Origin of the sequence: Sphingobacterium sp. BN32 (assembly GCF_030503615.1) — a bacterium.
In the GTDB taxonomy this organism is placed as follows: domain Bacteria; phylum Bacteroidota; class Bacteroidia; order Sphingobacteriales; family Sphingobacteriaceae; genus Sphingobacterium.
The window spans coordinates 502,434-517,309 of sequence record NZ_CP129963.1 but is presented as its reverse complement, the minus strand read 5'-3'; the positions used below and the strand labels follow the sequence as shown (position 1 = coordinate 517,309).

Annotated in this window: 14 protein-coding genes; 8 read left to right on the top strand and 6 right to left on the bottom strand. The window is 41.9% G+C overall.

Going from position 1 to position 14,876, the window contains the following annotated elements; all coding sequences use genetic code 11:
- Positions 1–28: 28 nt before the first annotated feature.
- The 7 genes from QYC40_RS02245 to mnhG are packed head-to-tail and all read left to right on the top strand — an operon-like array spanning position 29 to position 5,781.
- The gene (locus tag QYC40_RS02245) at positions 29–2,338 is read left to right on the top strand and encodes a putative monovalent cation/H+ antiporter subunit A (RefSeq protein WP_301992161.1); all 2,310 of its coding nucleotides are present in this window, start codon (positions 29–31) and stop codon (positions 2,336–2,338) included.
- 3 nt (positions 2,339–2,341) lie between these two features.
- Positions 2,342–2,755, top strand: a complete 414-nt coding sequence (locus QYC40_RS02240; RefSeq protein WP_301992160.1) for a Na+/H+ antiporter subunit B — start codon at positions 2,342–2,344, stop codon at positions 2,753–2,755.
- 4 nt (positions 2,756–2,759) lie between these two features.
- Entirely contained in the window at positions 2,760–3,116 is a 357-nt protein-coding gene (locus tag QYC40_RS02235; RefSeq protein ID WP_149527148.1) for a Na+/H+ antiporter subunit C, read from the top strand.
- The gene (locus QYC40_RS02230; RefSeq protein WP_301992159.1) at positions 3,113–4,630 is read left to right on the top strand and encodes a proton-conducting transporter membrane subunit; all 1,518 of its coding nucleotides are present in this window, start codon (positions 3,113–3,115) and stop codon (positions 4,628–4,630) included. Before QYC40_RS02235 ends, QYC40_RS02230 begins: the two co-directional genes overlap by 4 nt.
- A complete protein-coding gene (locus QYC40_RS02225) occupies positions 4,627–5,103 on the top strand; it encodes a Na+/H+ antiporter subunit E (RefSeq protein WP_149527150.1) in 477 nt (158 codons plus the stop codon). Before QYC40_RS02230 ends, QYC40_RS02225 begins: the two co-directional genes overlap by 4 nt.
- On the top strand, positions 5,100–5,372 hold the full coding sequence (locus QYC40_RS02220; protein WP_149527151.1) for a monovalent cation/H+ antiporter complex subunit F: 273 nt from the start codon (positions 5,100–5,102) through the stop codon (positions 5,370–5,372). The genes QYC40_RS02225 and QYC40_RS02220 overlap by 4 nt, the downstream gene beginning before the upstream one ends.
- Complete coding sequence (gene mnhG, locus QYC40_RS02215; RefSeq protein ID WP_301992158.1) at positions 5,365–5,781, top strand: monovalent cation/H(+) antiporter subunit G; 417 nt, start codon at positions 5,365–5,367, stop codon at positions 5,779–5,781. Before QYC40_RS02220 ends, mnhG begins: the two co-directional genes overlap by 8 nt.
- Here the strand turns inward: mnhG and QYC40_RS02210 are convergent.
- Complete coding sequence (locus tag QYC40_RS02210) at positions 5,778–6,875, bottom strand: lactonase family protein (RefSeq protein ID WP_301992157.1); 1,098 nt, start codon at positions 6,873–6,875, stop codon at positions 5,778–5,780. The two genes, mnhG and QYC40_RS02210, sit on opposite strands and share 4 nt — an antisense overlap.
- Before the next feature lie 172 nt (positions 6,876–7,047).
- Here QYC40_RS02210 and QYC40_RS02205 point away from each other — a divergent pair, with 172 nt between their 5' ends.
- Complete coding sequence (locus tag QYC40_RS02205; RefSeq protein WP_301992156.1) at positions 7,048–8,418, top strand: peptidylprolyl isomerase; 1,371 nt, start codon at positions 7,048–7,050, stop codon at positions 8,416–8,418.
- Positions 8,419–8,486: 68 nt separating this feature from the next.
- Here QYC40_RS02205 and QYC40_RS02200 read toward each other — a convergent pair whose 3' ends face one another.
- The 5 genes from QYC40_RS02200 to QYC40_RS02180 all read right to left on the bottom strand — a co-directional run bounded on the left by QYC40_RS02200 (position 8,487) and on the right by QYC40_RS02180 (position 14,876).
- Positions 8,487–9,347, bottom strand: a complete 861-nt coding sequence (locus QYC40_RS02200; RefSeq protein ID WP_301992155.1) for a DUF4440 domain-containing protein — start codon at positions 9,345–9,347, stop codon at positions 8,487–8,489.
- 22 nt (positions 9,348–9,369) lie between these two features.
- Positions 9,370–10,836 (bottom strand): cysteine--tRNA ligase, encoded by a 1,467-nt coding sequence (gene cysS, locus QYC40_RS02195; RefSeq protein ID WP_301992154.1) that lies wholly within the window; start codon positions 10,834–10,836, stop codon positions 9,370–9,372.
- A 16-nt stretch (positions 10,837–10,852) separates the two neighbouring features.
- Positions 10,853–12,154 carry a ribosome biogenesis GTPase Der gene (gene der, locus QYC40_RS02190; RefSeq protein WP_260040607.1) on the bottom strand — a complete coding sequence of 434 codons (1,302 nt, stop codon included), beginning with the start codon at positions 12,152–12,154 and terminating at the stop codon, positions 10,853–10,855.
- 749 nt (positions 12,155–12,903) lie between these two features.
- The gene (locus tag QYC40_RS02185) at positions 12,904–13,782 is read right to left on the bottom strand and encodes a DMT family transporter (RefSeq protein ID WP_301992153.1); all 879 of its coding nucleotides are present in this window, start codon (positions 13,780–13,782) and stop codon (positions 12,904–12,906) included.
- Between the two features lie 11 nt (positions 13,783–13,793).
- Positions 13,794–14,876, bottom strand: a complete 1,083-nt coding sequence (locus tag QYC40_RS02180) for an LptF/LptG family permease (RefSeq protein ID WP_301992152.1) — start codon at positions 14,874–14,876, stop codon at positions 13,794–13,796.

Genomic DNA, 14,876 nt, shown 5'->3' with positions numbered 1-14,876 from the left:
AATTCCCAAATTAACTATAATATAATTCATGCTTTTTACAATTTTATTTGGTTTAATAACTGCTTTATTTCTTGTGCCGTTTGGCAAAAAAATCAAATCGAAGTGGAGTATTATTCTACCAATTGTGCCGGCATGTTTATTTGCGTACTACCTGGGCTACGTTCCTAAGATATCCGCGGGGAGTACATTTATCCAACACATAGACTGGGTTCCGTCCTTGAACATAAATTTTGATTTTCGACTCGACGGTCTTTCCCTGCTTTTTAGTCTACTGATTACCGGAATCGGTACGGGCATCTTTTTTTATGCGCGTACATATCTCAAGGGACATCCCTATTTCGATCGTTTCTTTGGCTATCTGTTACTATTCATGTCGGCAATGCTGGGGCTCGTCCTGTCGGATAACCTGCTGTTACTTTTCATTTTTTGGGAGCTCACGAGTATCAGTTCCTTTTTCCTGATCGGTTTCAACAATGAGCAGGCGGAATCTAGAAAGAGCGCATTAACGGCACTTACGATAACCGGTATGGGCGGTTTCTTCCTGGTTGCCGGCTTAGTGTTGCTCGGCAATATAGCGGGGACTTACTCTATCTCTGCTTTGGTTGAACAGCGCAGCATGATTATAGAGCATGAGCTGTATCCCTTGATTTTAGGTTTTCTTTTTATTGGCGCTTTTACCAAATCCGCGCAGTTCCCATTCCATTTCTGGCTGCCGGGCGCAATGAAGGCACCGACGCCGGTATCGGCTTATCTGCACTCTGCGACGATGGTAAAAGCGGGCATCTACCTGCTTGCGCGTTTCTTTCCAATTTTGGGAGGTACGGAGATGTGGTCTTATCCATTGATGATCGTCGGTGGGTTCACCATGCTCTTCGCTGCAATACATTCCTTATTCCGCATCGACCTCAAGTCGATTTTGGCCTATACGACGATTTCTGCGCTCGGTATATTAGTTTTTCTACTGGGCATCGGGACGAAGGAAGCGATTATTGCTGCCAGCGTTTTCATCCTGGTGCATGCACTATACAAAGCGACATTATTCCTTGTGACGGGTATTATTGACCATGAAACCGGGACCCGCGATATTACTGTTTTATCGGGGCTACGGAAGGTCCTTTTGCCGGTCGGTATTGCTGCAGGATTAGCTGCACTTTCCAGCGCTGGCGTGCCTTTGACTTTTGGCTTTATCGGAAAGGACCTGATCTATGAGTCTACTTTACACGCCGTCCCTCATTTGAGCACGATATTGACAGGACTAGCCTTAGTGACGAATATCTGTCTGCTCGCTGCAGGTTTTATGGCGGGTTTCAAACCCTTCTTTGGCGAACTGCCGGAGAAATATAGCAAACTGCATTTGCCTTATCTCTCGATGTGGCTTCCACCACTGATACTAGGGATCTTGTGTGTACTTTTTGGTGTATTCCCGGGCATTGTAGGCGACTTGCTGAGTTATCAAACTGCCAACGCCATTTTCGGGCAGGATACAGCAATGCACTTGGCGATATGGCATGGTTTCAATACCGTTTTATTGTTAAGCGGAATTACCTTAGTCGTTGGTACGCTAATTTACCTGATCAACAAGCCAAGTGAGGCAAAAGTGAAGCGAGTAGAAAAGTGGAATGCGTTCTCCGCACAAACGGTCTTAACAAGGTATAGCAACGATTTATTCAGGTTCTCAACCTGGTACACCAATACGATACACAACGGCTATCTTCGATCGTACCACTCAAAGATTATTTTATTTGCGGAGGCACTTTTAATCTATAGGTTATGGCTCAGCGGCCCTATACAGATTAATTTCGACCATCTTTCCCCGCTGACCATCTATGAGGTGGCAGTTGTTATCATCCTGCTTGGCGCTTTATTGATTGTAATTATTACCCCGTCCAGGCTGACCTCTGTTGTTTCCATGAGTGTCATCGGCTATTGTATCTGTTTGATGTTTGTATTCTACAGCGCGCCCGATTTGGCCATGACGCAATTTACTATTGACACCTTGACGACCGTACTTTTTGTATTGGTTCTCTATAAATTACCATCTTTCCTGAGTCTAGCATCTCCAAGGCAAAAAATCAGAGATATGTTCGTTGCGCTTGGTTTCGGCGCTATCCTTTCGATTATCGCCTTGAAAGTGCTCTACGAACCTGTGTCCAAGGACACCTCGAATTTTTATGGCGAGAATGCCTATATTCTGGCGAAGGGAAAGAATGTGGTGAACGTGATCTTGGCAGACTTTAGGGGTATCGATACGATGTTTGAGACGGTGGTATTGAGTATTGCTGCGGTCGGAGTTTATAGTTTGTTAAAATTGAGATTAAAGTCGTCGGAGAAAGAATAATTTATGAAGAGTATTATCTTACAGACCGCTACGCGGTATCTGCTACCGATTTTGTTGCTGTTCTCTTTCTTTTTATTATTAAGAGGGCATTATTTTCCTGGTGGGGGCTTCGTTGGGGGCCTGGTTGCATCAATTGCCTTTGTGCTGCATAGTTTTGCGCATGGGACCGAAGAGACCATGAAGTTATTAGGAAGAAAACCTTTATCACTGATTCCTGTCGGCCTTGGCGTTGCCTCGTTGGCTGTTATCTCGCCTACCTTTTTTGGTCTCCCCCCCATGACGGGCCTATGGTTTGAGGAGAAAATTCCGGTCATTGGCTCCATTGGTTCGGCACTATTCTTCGACCTCGGAGTTTACCTGGTCGTTGTCGGTGTGGTATTGACAATATTGTTTACCATTTCACTAACCAAGGACTAAGCATATGGAGTTATTATTAGTCGTTGTTTTAGGCTTTTTATATGCTGCGGGAATCTTTTTAATTCTACGCCGCAGTATGGTGAAATTGCTCTTAGGAATTATGCTCCTAGGCAACGGTACGAATATCCTGATCTTCCTTTTAGGAACCATTACCAAGGGGAAGCCTCCAGTTATTGACCCGAACCACAATGTTTTCGAAGATATTTACGCAGATCCGATTCCGCAATCCTTGATTCTGACGGCGATTGTCATCAGTTTCGCTTTAACGGCTTTTGCGATCGTGCTATTGAAAAGGGTTTATGCCTTAGTTGATTCAGACGATTTAGATGATTTAAATACGCCGGAAGAAGAAGATATATGATTGATAACCACATTTTAGCTCCTGTTTTTATCCACCTGTTCACGGCTATTCTGCAGCTTATTGCCTGGCGGAAAACCGTAACGCAGCGCTTTATTAGTGTTGGAGGTGCCTTTATTGGGCTATTGATTGCGATCCGTCTTTTTGCGAAGGTTTATACGGAAGGCACCTTATCCATGAATGCTTCCAACTGGGAAGCACCCTTTGGAATTGTCTTTGTTGCCGACTTATTGGCGGTCAGTATGGTTTTGTTGACCTCTATTGCCGGATTTGCTGTTTCGATTTTTTCATCCGTGGGCATTGCACGCCAAAGGATGTTGTATGGCTACTTCCCTATTTTCCATTTCCTATTGATGGGGCTGAATGGGGCGTTTTTAACAGGCGATATCTTCAACCTGTATGTTTGGTTTGAGGTGATCATTATCTCTTCTTTTGTGTTGATGACGCTGGGCGGCCGAAAAGCGCAGCTGGAAGGTGCTGTAAAGTATATGGCGATGAATATTCTAGCCTCGACATTCTTTTTGACAGGCATCGGTATTCTTTACGGAATCACCGGCTCATTGAATATGGCTGATCTTTCAATCCGCATTCGTGAATTTCATAATCAGTCATTAATTGATATTGCGGCGATTTTCTTTCTATTAGGTTTTGGTATTAAGTCTGCGGTATTTCCGCTTTATTATTGGTTGCCTTCTTCCTATCATACACCTCCTTCTGCCGTTGCTGCAACCTTTGGTGGTTTATTAACGAAAGTCGGGGTCTACGCAATTTTACGGGTGTTCAGTTTGATGTTCATCCCGGATGAGTTTACGAAGAATCTGCTGATGGTCATGGCGGTTTTAACCATTTTGACAGGAGCCTTTGGCGCCCTGATCAAAACCAATATCCGTCGCTTGTTTTCTTATTTAATTGTCTGTCATATCGGTTTTATGTTAGGCGGTATTGCGATGTTTACCAAAGCTGCATTGATGGGCGCAGTATTCTACTTAATCCATGACATCATGGTCAAAACAAATATGTTCTTGATTGCGGGGTATATACGTCAGGTGCGCGGGACAATGGACATGAATCGATTAGGTGGATTATACGCCTCCTATCCGCTGATATCATTGATTATTGCTTTGGTGCTTTTTTCTTTGGTTGGTGTTCCGCCATTATCAGGCTTCTGGCCTAAAATCTACCTTTTTCAGGAAGCTTTCGTAGGGAAGCATTATTTCTTTGTTGGAGCGTTGATTGTAGGAAGCTTAGTAACCATGTATGTCATCGCAAAGATGTGGGCGGATGTATTTTGGAAGAAATGTCCTGATGAGAGCGTGATGGAAGATAAGTTTAAGGAGCTACCTCCTTTCAAGAAACTATTATTGGTGATGCCGATTCTACTTTTATGTTCGGTAACTTTATATATCGGCTTAAATGCGGAGAACATTGTCATTGCTGTAGATCGCATAAGTAACGAATTGTTGGATACAAGCTCATACGTACGTACGGTATTGGGTGATAAAGTTTTTGAGAAATGATTAAGTTTTTCTTGATGAACTTATTGCTATCCTTTATTTGGGTAGCACTATCGGGCTCCCTTTTATATTCAAACTTTTTGTTTGGCTATTTATTAGGGTTTGGCGTGCTGTGGATCATGAACAGGAATGAAACAGATCAGCGCTACTTCTATCGGGTGCCGAAGATTATTTCCTTCTTTTTCTATTTCCTTTACGAGTTGCTCAAAGCGAATATTCAGGTAGCCTATGATGTTGTTACACCGAAGTATTTCTTCAAACCTGGCATCGTCCGTTATCCGGTGAATACCAAGACAGATTTTGAGATCAATTTGCTGTCGACTTTTATTTCACTGACACCAGGAACGCTGATTATCGACATTAGCGACGATAAAAAGGCTATTTACATCCACGTCATGTATCTGAAGGATGAACAGCAATTTATTAGACAGTTAAAAACAGGGGTTGAACGAAGATTATTAGAGATCATAAGATGAGTTTAGAAGCGTATTTTGATTTTGTGATTTTACCCATCTTGACCATTTCGGTTTTGCTGGTCTTTATCCGTTTGTTCAAAGGACCTACCGTAGTGGATCGCGTGATTGCGCTGGATCTTATCATCACTATTGGTATTGGGATTATCACGGTATACAGTATCCGACAAGAGCAGGAAGTTCTGTTGGACGTAGCTATTATTTTGGCGCTTATTGCCTTTTTAGGTACAATCGCCTTTTCGTATTACATAGAAAAACAACGCGATGATTGATATTATTTTAGCAGTATTAAGTACAGTGGGCGCATTGTCGATCCTCTTCGCATCGATCGGTGTCCTTCGGATGCCTGATTTTTATCTCCGCCTGTCTGTCACGGTCAAGGCATCGACTTTGGGCGTAGGTTTATTGTTGATCTGCGCGGCCATTATGTTCCCTGATGATGTATCGGTCACGACGAAGTCTATCGCTATTATTTTCTTTTTGATTCTTACTGCTCCGATCGCCGCCCATATGATTGGCCGTGCAGCTTACACGACGGACACCCCACTTTGGAAAGGTACTGTCATCGATCAACTGCAGGGCATGTATAATCATGAGAAGAATATCCTAGAAAGCGACCCTAGCAAAGCGGATAAGACAGAAAAAGACAATATCGCCGATACCGAAGATGCTACGGATTAAAAGATAATGCAGACCGGTTTGGACAGCTCGATTCTTCTACCGTGATCCCGCAGCAAGCCCGATTTTAAATCTCTCGCAAATACCACGATTTGATCTGTCAATTGATTGGCAACCAATACATACCTCCCGTTTGGCGTTATATTTAAATTTCTAGGACCAGTCCCTAAGGCAGATATCACTTGTTTCAATTCTAGGGAACCGTCTCTTTTAATGGCAAAGACCGAGACGGTATTTGCATCAGTGCGATTGGTACTGTAAAGGAATTTGCCGTCAGGCGATATTTTCAAGTCTGCAGCGCCATGTTGACCTTTGAAATCGGCACCATTCATATTGATGATCTGCGATTGCTTCCAGCTCTTCTTTTCTTTCTTAAAAACCACGATATCTCCAGTCAGTTCCTGCAAGGAATACATGGTTTTTCCTTTAGGATGGAATGCAATATGTCTGGGTCCACCTCCCTTTGTAACAGCAATTGATTCTTTTTCTTTAAATTGATACTTTGTTCCGTCTTTAACGACGTCAAAGACATAGATCATATCGGCACCCAGATCGGAGACATAGATTGATTTATCAGGCCCCATAAACGCTGAATGGATATGCGATTTGCTCTGGCGTTTCGGATCAACGCTGCTTCCTTTAAACTCGCGGTAATCGTCCATTTCAGATATATGACCATTCTCATCGATACTAAATAACGCTAAAGAACCGCCGGAGTAGTTGGAAACGACTGCATAGCGTCCTTTATCTCCCAATAGCACGTGGCAGGGTGCTCCTCCCTTGGTGGAAACTTTATTCTCGAAAGTCAAAGTCTCATCAGCAAGATTAAAAGATGAGATGGATTGGTTACCGTCGCCCAACTCGTTTACTGCTACCAAAAACTTATCTGTGCGTGCTAAAAAAGATGGGTTTGGTGTTTCCACTTCACTTATCAAATCATAATTCCCAGTGACCTGATCGAACAAATAAGAAGAGATTCCTTTGCTTCCGCCCTTCGACGTATAGGTCCCTACGAACAGGGGAACAAGTTGATTTTGTGCATATGTAAAGTGTGCAGTCATTATCGAAATGAGTAGGATCAGGCAAGTTTTTTTCATCTGTTAAATATGGTTAAAACACAGTAAGTTTATCTTCAAATAGGTATTTTAGCGCCAGTGTGAGGATAGTATTTTTACTTTATATTATTTATTATGGTATAAATGTAGAAAAAAGGCATAATATTTAATAATTTTGCCCCTAGACTATCTCATCTAGATTGACTATAAAAGAATGAAGAACCTTTTTACTATAATAACACTTTTACTGACGTTTTGTTCCATCGGGGTGAATGCTCAGGAAAGGCTTATTGACCGTGTGGTTGCAACTGTGGGCTCGGGCATTATCTTACAATCCGACATTGACAATCAGTACATGCAGTATCTTGCGAACGGCGGGACACCGGATGATGATTTCAAGTGTACGGCTTTGCAGCAATTGATTATGACGAAATTGCTTGCGCAGCAAGCGGTAATCGACTCGGTCGAAGTGACGGAATCGGAGGTTGATGATCAATTGAATGCTCGTATGCGCGAAATGGTTCGTCGTGCGGGAAGTCAGGAACGCTTAGAAGGCTTCTTGAAACGTTCTTTGTTACAGTACAAAGAAGAGATGAGACCAATTCTTTCTGAACAATTGAAGGCTAACAAGCTTCAAGGAACGATCGTTCAGAAAATCACGATTACACCACAAGAGGTAAAACGCTATTTCGAGGGCTTGAACCAGGATAGCTTACCAAGTTTCAATACAGAGGTGGAGATTGGCGAGATCGTCGTAAACCCGGTATTGACGAAAGAAGAGAAAAATGTATTCCGTGAGAAAGCGGAGGGTTATAGAAAGCAAGTAATTGATGGAACCGACTTCGGTACGGTTGCACGTTTCTACTCTGAAGATGGTTCTGCCCCTTATGGTGGTGAGTTAGGTTTCGCAACCCGTGATGCCTATGTGAAGGAATTCTCGGCAATGGCCTTCAAATTAAAAGAAGGTGAAGTTTCACCCGTATTTGAGACACAGTTTGGATTTCACTTTTTACAGGTATTAGAGCGCCGTGGTGAAGAGGTGAATGTAAGACACGTCTTGATCAAAACAAAGCCAACCACAGCGAGCTTAGAGCGTACGAAAGCGAAGATCGACAGTATCTATGAGAAAGTGTCGTCCGGCAAGCTTCCATTCCATACCGCTGCATCTTTATACTCTGATAATAAAGAGACAAAATTCAACGGTGGTATGGTGATCAACGAACAGTCCCAATCCAGAACGACACTAATCCCGGTGGATATGTTGGAGAAGGAATTATTCGTAGCGATTGATCCATTACAACCTGGCGAATACTCAAAGCCCTTCCAGTTTACCGATAGAACGGGACAAGTGGCCTATAAATTCAACTACTTAAAGACGCGTATACCGCCGCATAAAGCTAGTTTAGAGCAAGATTTCGCGAAGATACAAGAGGCTGCGCAAGAGGATAAGACGCGTAGAAAGCTAAGCGAATGGTTCGAGAAAAAGACCAAGGCAACCTTTGTACACGTCAGCGATGATTTCCATCAGTGTGAAGAATTGAAAGTATGGCTTACTCCTACCGATAATGATATCGCAGCGAAGTAAACGCCTGAAAGCATAAAAAAAGAAAAGCGAACCGATTGGTTCGCTTTTCTTTTTTTATCTGTTGTCGATTATCTTTCGAACATCATTTCTAAAATTACTTTCCATTGGAAGTCTTCTTTCAATTGCCAGATACGTACGTAGTTAAACTTCACAACCTTATCTTTCATACCGACGGTCGCCGTGCCGTTGGTATAGGCGAATTCGCCACTGTAGGCACGCCCGACTCCTGTAGGATCCGTATCGATCTCGATGCGCTCTTTCTTCAGGAACGCGAGAATCTTGTCTCTGCCTTCGATTTCTGCTTGCCAAGGAAAGTAGAAGCGAGCGTCGTCTGCCATAAACTCGTTGTAACCGGTTCTGGTATCCGCTTTTAAGATCGTCGAGAACAACTCATCCGTTTGCAATACGACTTCTTCACGCTGTGCTAAGCGTTTATCTGAGCGATGCTTAAGATAAGTTTTATCATCTGGTTCGTAATATTCTAAAGGACTTGCTTTCCCTTTTCCGAAGTTTTCTACTTCCGCACGGATATGAGCCTTCCAGTTACCTTTCTTATCTCTTCTCCATACCGTTAGGTACTGGCCATAGCGTTTGATCGCCCCTACTTTTTGAAACTCCAAGGGACCTGACGTTACACCCCAATCTAAACTTCGGGATACCAATACGAAGTTGGGATTCCAGGTCAGTACATCTGGAATATTCGGACGATTATCTAAATAGTTAACCGCATTTACCGGAGATGGCACAAAGAAAGTAGACTCTTTGTCTACCATGTATTTTAATCCGGTGTGTGGATTTACTGTTTTTGAAAGATTTGCTGCCGTTCGATCTACTGTTAACAGTCCCCCTATCTTGTCTGGTAACTGACCATAACTTGATAAGGCTATTAATGCTGTTGTTAATACAGTAAAGGCCTTTTTTTTAATCATTGTACAAATTTTACCTTAGTAATCAAATCTTATTCCAAAGTGTACCATCCTTACTGTCTTTCAGTTGAATACCAATCGCAGTTAGGTGTTCGCGAATTCGATCTGAGGTAACAAAGTCTTTATTCTTCTTGGCGTCATTACGCAAATCAATAATGATCTGCATCAAATCATCGACGTTGTCTGTGTTTTCTAATTGATCATCCTTCAATCCTAGGATATCGAATACGAAGGCATGAACAAAGCTTTTCAAGTCTTCAAGATCAGCCTGATTGATTGTTAGTTTACCATCATAGATCGAGTTGATGATACGAACCACTTCAAATAATTCCGCGATAAGCACAGGGCTATTGAAGTCATCGTCCATCGCTGCGTAGCATTTCTCTTTGATTGCCTTCAGATCCGCGAAGTTAGATTTAGCGGATACCGTAATCTTATCGAGTAAGCTAATTGCTGTCATTAAGCGCTTGAAGCCTTTATCAGCAGCGTCCAAAGCCTCATTTGAAAAGTCTAAGGTGCTTCTGTAGTGAGCTTGCAGCATGAAGAAGCGTACCGCCATTGGCGAATAGCCTCTTTGCAATAAAGGATGGTCTCCTGTAAAGAGCTCGCCCGGTAGAAATCCATTGCCTGCGGATTTCGACATTCTCGCTCCATTCACGGTAAGCATATTCGTATGCATCCAGTATTTCGCTGGTGTCGTATGGTTACAAGCCTGCGATTGTGCGATTTCGTTGGTATGGTGAGTAGCGGCCAAGTCCATTCCACCGCCATGTATATCGAACTGATCGCCTAAGTATTTTCTGCTCATGGCCGAACATTCGATATGCCAACCTGGGAATCCTACGCCCCAAGGCGAAGGCCAGCGCATAATATGTTCCGGTTTAGCCTTAATCCATAATGCAAAGTCGAGGCGACCACGTTTTTCGTCTTGTCCGCCCAGCTCGCGTGTATTATTTAATAGATCTTCTAGATTACGATTCGTTAGGATCGTATAGTTATGTTCTTTAACGTATTTTTCAACATCAAAATAAACCGTTCCATCCACCTCATAAGCATATCCATTCGCTATGATCTGTTGAACCATTTCGATCTGCTCGGAAATATGTCCGGTCGCTGTTGGTTCAATACTCGGAGGTAAGGTGTTGAATAAGCGCAAGACATCGTGAAAGCCTATGGTGTACTTTTGTACAATTTCCATTGGCTCCAGCTGTTCTAACTTCGCTTTCTTTGCAAACTTATCATCGCCCTCATCATTGTCACCTTCTAAGTGCCCTGCGTCAGTGATATTGCGTACATAACGCACTTTATACCCTAGATGAAGCAGGTAGCGAAAGATAAGATCAAACGACACGAAGGTTCTACAGTTCCCTAAATGTACATCACTGTAAACCGTTGGACCACAAACATACATACCAACCAAGTTGGGATGTATAGGTTCGAATTTCTCCTTCTTACGAGTCAGGGTATTGTACAATACTAAGTTGTGCTGCATAGCGATTGACGGTAGCTTATTTTTGTCTAAAGAATATTTGAATAGGAACACCTGAGAAATCAAAGTTCTCGCGCAGTTTGTTTTCAACAAAGCGCTTATATGGATCTTTGATATACTGAGGTAGATTACAGAAGAAAGCAAACATTGGAGATCTGCCTGGCAACTGTGTTACATACTTGATCTTGATGTATTTCCCTTTGGTGGATGGTGGAGGAAAGTTCTCGATGATATCCAACATCACGTCGTTTAGTTTCGACGTAGGGATTTTCTTGGTCTTGTTGTTATACACTTCCATCGCAGTCTCAACGGTCTTGAAGATACGTTGCTTCTCTGTTACGGAAGTAAATAAGATAGGAACATCGGAGAAAGGAGCGATCTTTTTACGGATCGTATCCTCGAACTGCTTCGCTGTTTTATGATCTTTCTCAATGGTATCCCATTTGTTAACAAGAATAACAATACCTTTTTTGTTTTTCTCTGCTAGGTGGAAGATATTGATATCCTGTGCTTCAATGCCATCCTTGGCATCGATCATCAAGATAACAACATCAGAATCCTCTAAAGCTTTAATTGTGCGCATTACGGAATAGAACTCGATGTTCTCATTCACCTTCGACTTACGGCGAAGACCAGCGGTATCAACTAATAAGAATTCATGTCCGAATTGATTATAATGAATGCGGATGGCATCACGTGTAGTTCCTGCAATCGGCGTCACGATGTTCCGCTCTTTACCTAATAGTGCATTCGTTAAAGATGATTTGCCCACGTTCGGACGACCAACAATGGTGAACTTAGGTAGAGTGGACTCTTCTTCATCTTCCACTTCGAAATGGCTAACCACCTCATCCAATAACTCACCTGTTCCAGATCCGGTCATCGATGAAATATCATAAGGTTCGCCAAGACCGAAAGAATAGAACTCGGCCGAGTCATTGGCCTGCTTTGCACTGTCTACTTTGTTAGCAACAATGTATACCGGCTTCTTACTACGGCGTAGGATATCGGCAATCTCATCATCCAAGTCTGTTATTCCCGTTGTTACATCAACGACAAACAAGATGACAGAAGCTTCTTCGATAGCAATATGCACTTGCTCACGAATTGCCGCTTCAAATACGTCGTCAGAACCATGTACAAAACCACCAGTATCTATTACTGTAAATTTCTTGCCGATCCACTCGGCTTGTCCATAATGACGATCGCGGGTTACTCCACTGAAGTCATCCACGATAGCCTTACGACTTTCTGTTAATCGATTGTATAAGGTAGATTTACCAACATTCGGTCTTCCAACAATTGCTACGATATTTGCCATATTATTCTATTGATTCGTTACCCTCTCGGCAACTTATTATTTCAGCTTTTTGTAAAGGTACAAAGTTACGATTTAATCAAACATCTTGGTGATACAATACAAAAATCAATGGAATATTTATTCGGCGATGACAGAACGGGAAAAGCACTTAAAAAGAGAGGCTGCTTGTGTGAAAAGCAGCCTCATTTCTCGTTTTGAAAATTAATAGTTAGAGATTCTATCGAATAAAAACCGTTGATTTAAAAATTAACCGTTTTTACATTTTGCATTTTAAAACTCTCTTAAACTAATTGCAACTTTCGTGCAAGTTTTAGCGAGCAATGGTAATATTACTGTTATTAATTGTCTGGAAACTATTTATCGAAACTATTAATTGTGGAAAAATGACATAAGTCATTTAATTTATCCAGCGTAGATCCAGCAACAGCAGTAGATATCAAGTTACAAGGGCAGTCTTTACTTATTTTTTTAACCCTAAAAAACCACTCTTGTAAATTTTTTGAAAAAGATACAGCGAAATCACTTACCCGCCAAGAATAAAAGATTACGAAATCGATTTCGTTGGGTGGGTGTGACGATATTATTAACTAATTGTAGCATTACATCGACACTCGAATTGAGTTAAGAAAAATTAAATAATTTAAAGTGCAGTAGAAAATATTCGGAGCTGGGAATTAGTTTTGCAAGAACCTCTCCCGAATTCGTCGATATTCTTAATAGCATCGGTAAAAAAGGAATGGGGGAAAGCTCTAAAATTTCAGCTTGGTTTTCAGATAAGGATAAATGAACACTGCCAAAAGAACAATAATTGCTCCGAAGTAAAACCCAGTGCTCATCGCTTCTTTTTGTCCAAAGATCAGTAAGGCGAGGATAATTCCGTAAACAGGCTCCATATTCGTTGTCAGTGCTACTGTAAAGGCCGATAGTTCTCTCATAACGGCAACTCCAAGCACATAAGCAATTGCCGTGCATCCAACCCCAAGGACTAATAAATACATCAAATCCGACTGGCTTAAGATCATTTGCTCGTCAAACTGTCCGGATAGGAGCATGATGATAGAAACTCCTATCAATGCGCCGATCATTTCATAAAAGGTGATCGAAGTCGGGCTCCCTTTTTTTACCATCCGCGCATTGAATATAGAGAATATACTCGCACAGAAGGCACATGAAAGGCCAAAGACTATCCCCCAAAAGTATTGAAATTCGAATTTAAAGATGAGATAGATTCCGAAAATAATAACAAGCCCGATGAGGATATCAGCGATCGATATCTTCTTTCGATTTATCATAGGTTCGAGAATCGCTGTAAACAACGTAACGGATGACAGGGTAACCAGTGTAACCGAGACGGTGGAAATCTTGATCGCATGGAAGAACAGCACCCAATGCAATCCTACAAGCATTCCTACGGCTAGGTATTGAAACAACTGGGATTTGGTGACCAGAATTGGCTTTTTAGTAAGCAGGAAGTAAACCCATAGGGAGATAGCAGCAATCAGTACTCTATACCAAACGAGATGTAAAGCTGATACAGAAATCAGTTCACCTAGTACACCAGTGAATCCCCAAATCAATACAGTGAAATGCAATATCAAGATATTGCGATTGATTGCCAACTTTGACATATCCTAAGAAATTATTTAGGGGCCTTTTTCAGAAGATAAAAGCTCAGTAATAAGAAAATAACGTTTGGTATTAATACGGAAATTAGTGGATCTAGCCCGCCTTTTAAGGAGAACATACTCGAGAAACGCTCAAGAACAATATAGACGCAGCTTAGCCCGATACCAAGTCCTAAGCTTAATCCAATCCCTCCACGAACCTTTTTCGATGACAAGGAAACACCAATAAGGGTCAAAATAAAGGCTGAAAAAGGGTTGATCAGACGCTTATACTTCTCCAACAACAGATCGTTCATCATGCCAGTTCCTCGAATCTCTTCCTTGGCGATCCGCTCTTCCAAGTCGAGCTGATTCATCGTGGTGAAGATATTTTCATATACTTCGAAATCCTGAGGTCGCATATCTAATGTGGTATCTCTCTTCTCTCCAGATTCCATTGTTTCCTTAAACCCATCGATAATACGATTGGTATAAGCATGTACACTCCATTTGTTAGCAACAGAATCCCAAGATATCCGATCCGCCATGAGCTTCTCTACCATCTTGTCTCCATCAAATCGTTCCAGCGAGAAGTTATAGCCTACTTTCCCTTGCGTATCGAAAGAGCCCATATACACATAGGTATTGGAGTCGATTTGCATGTGGGTAGAGGTAGATGAGGTGCTGATTTTATCCGGCTTGACATATACATTCTCGAAATTTACTTTGATGGTATTGGTAAAGGGAATAATGTAGATATTGGAAACTAGTGTCAGCGCAAAGATTAGTCCCGCGCAAAACATATACGGGCGAAGCATTCGATTGAAGCTCATACCGCCGCTAAGGATCGGAACAATTTCTGTTTGATCTGCCATCTTCGATGTAAAGAAGATTACCGCAATGAAATTAAACAGTGGCGTAAGCATATTGATAAAGAAAGGCAAGCTACCGAGTGCATAATATTCAAGAAATACACGTGACATCGGCGCCTTATACTTGTTGAAATCATCAATCTTCTCTGAAACATCGAAGATCACAATAACCACACAAAAGATGGCTACTGTAAACGCAAATGTTGACAGATACTTCTTTATGATATAACGATCAATGATGTTCAT

Excerpts from the sequence above, each read along its gene's own strand:
- QYC40_RS02230 (WP_301992159.1), top strand. The coding sequence starts at position 3,113 with ATGATTGATAACCACATTTTAGCTCCTGTTTTTATCCACCTGTTCACG.
- QYC40_RS02225 (WP_149527150.1), top strand. The coding sequence starts at position 4,627 with ATGATTAAGTTTTTCTTGATGAACTTATTGCTATCCTTTATTTGGGTA.
- mnhG (WP_301992158.1), top strand. The coding sequence starts at position 5,365 with ATGATTGATATTATTTTAGCAGTATTAAGTACAGTGGGCGCATTGTCG.
- QYC40_RS02220 (WP_149527151.1), top strand. The coding sequence starts at position 5,100 with ATGAGTTTAGAAGCGTATTTTGATTTTGTGATTTTACCCATCTTGACC.
- QYC40_RS02240 (WP_301992160.1), top strand. The coding sequence starts at position 2,342 with ATGAAGAGTATTATCTTACAGACCGCTACGCGGTATCTGCTACCGATT.
- QYC40_RS02235 (WP_149527148.1), top strand. The coding sequence starts at position 2,760 with ATGGAGTTATTATTAGTCGTTGTTTTAGGCTTTTTATATGCTGCGGGA.
- QYC40_RS02180 (WP_301992152.1), bottom strand. The coding sequence starts at position 14,876 with ATGAACATCATTGATCGTTATATCATAAAGAAGTATCTGTCAACATTT.
- QYC40_RS02200 (WP_301992155.1), bottom strand. The coding sequence starts at position 9,347 with ATGATTAAAAAAAAGGCCTTTACTGTATTAACAACAGCATTAATAGCC.
- QYC40_RS02245 (WP_301992161.1), top strand. The coding sequence starts at position 29 with ATGCTTTTTACAATTTTATTTGGTTTAATAACTGCTTTATTTCTTGTG.
- QYC40_RS02205 (WP_301992156.1), top strand. The coding sequence starts at position 7,048 with ATGAAGAACCTTTTTACTATAATAACACTTTTACTGACGTTTTGTTCC.
- cysS (WP_301992154.1), bottom strand. The coding sequence starts at position 10,836 with ATGCAGCACAACTTAGTATTGTACAATACCCTGACTCGTAAGAAGGAG.
- QYC40_RS02185 (WP_301992153.1), bottom strand. The coding sequence starts at position 13,782 with ATGTCAAAGTTGGCAATCAATCGCAATATCTTGATATTGCATTTCACT.
- der (WP_260040607.1), bottom strand. The coding sequence starts at position 12,154 with ATGGCAAATATCGTAGCAATTGTTGGAAGACCGAATGTTGGTAAATCT.
- QYC40_RS02210 (WP_301992157.1), bottom strand. The coding sequence starts at position 6,875 with ATGAAAAAAACTTGCCTGATCCTACTCATTTCGATAATGACTGCACAC.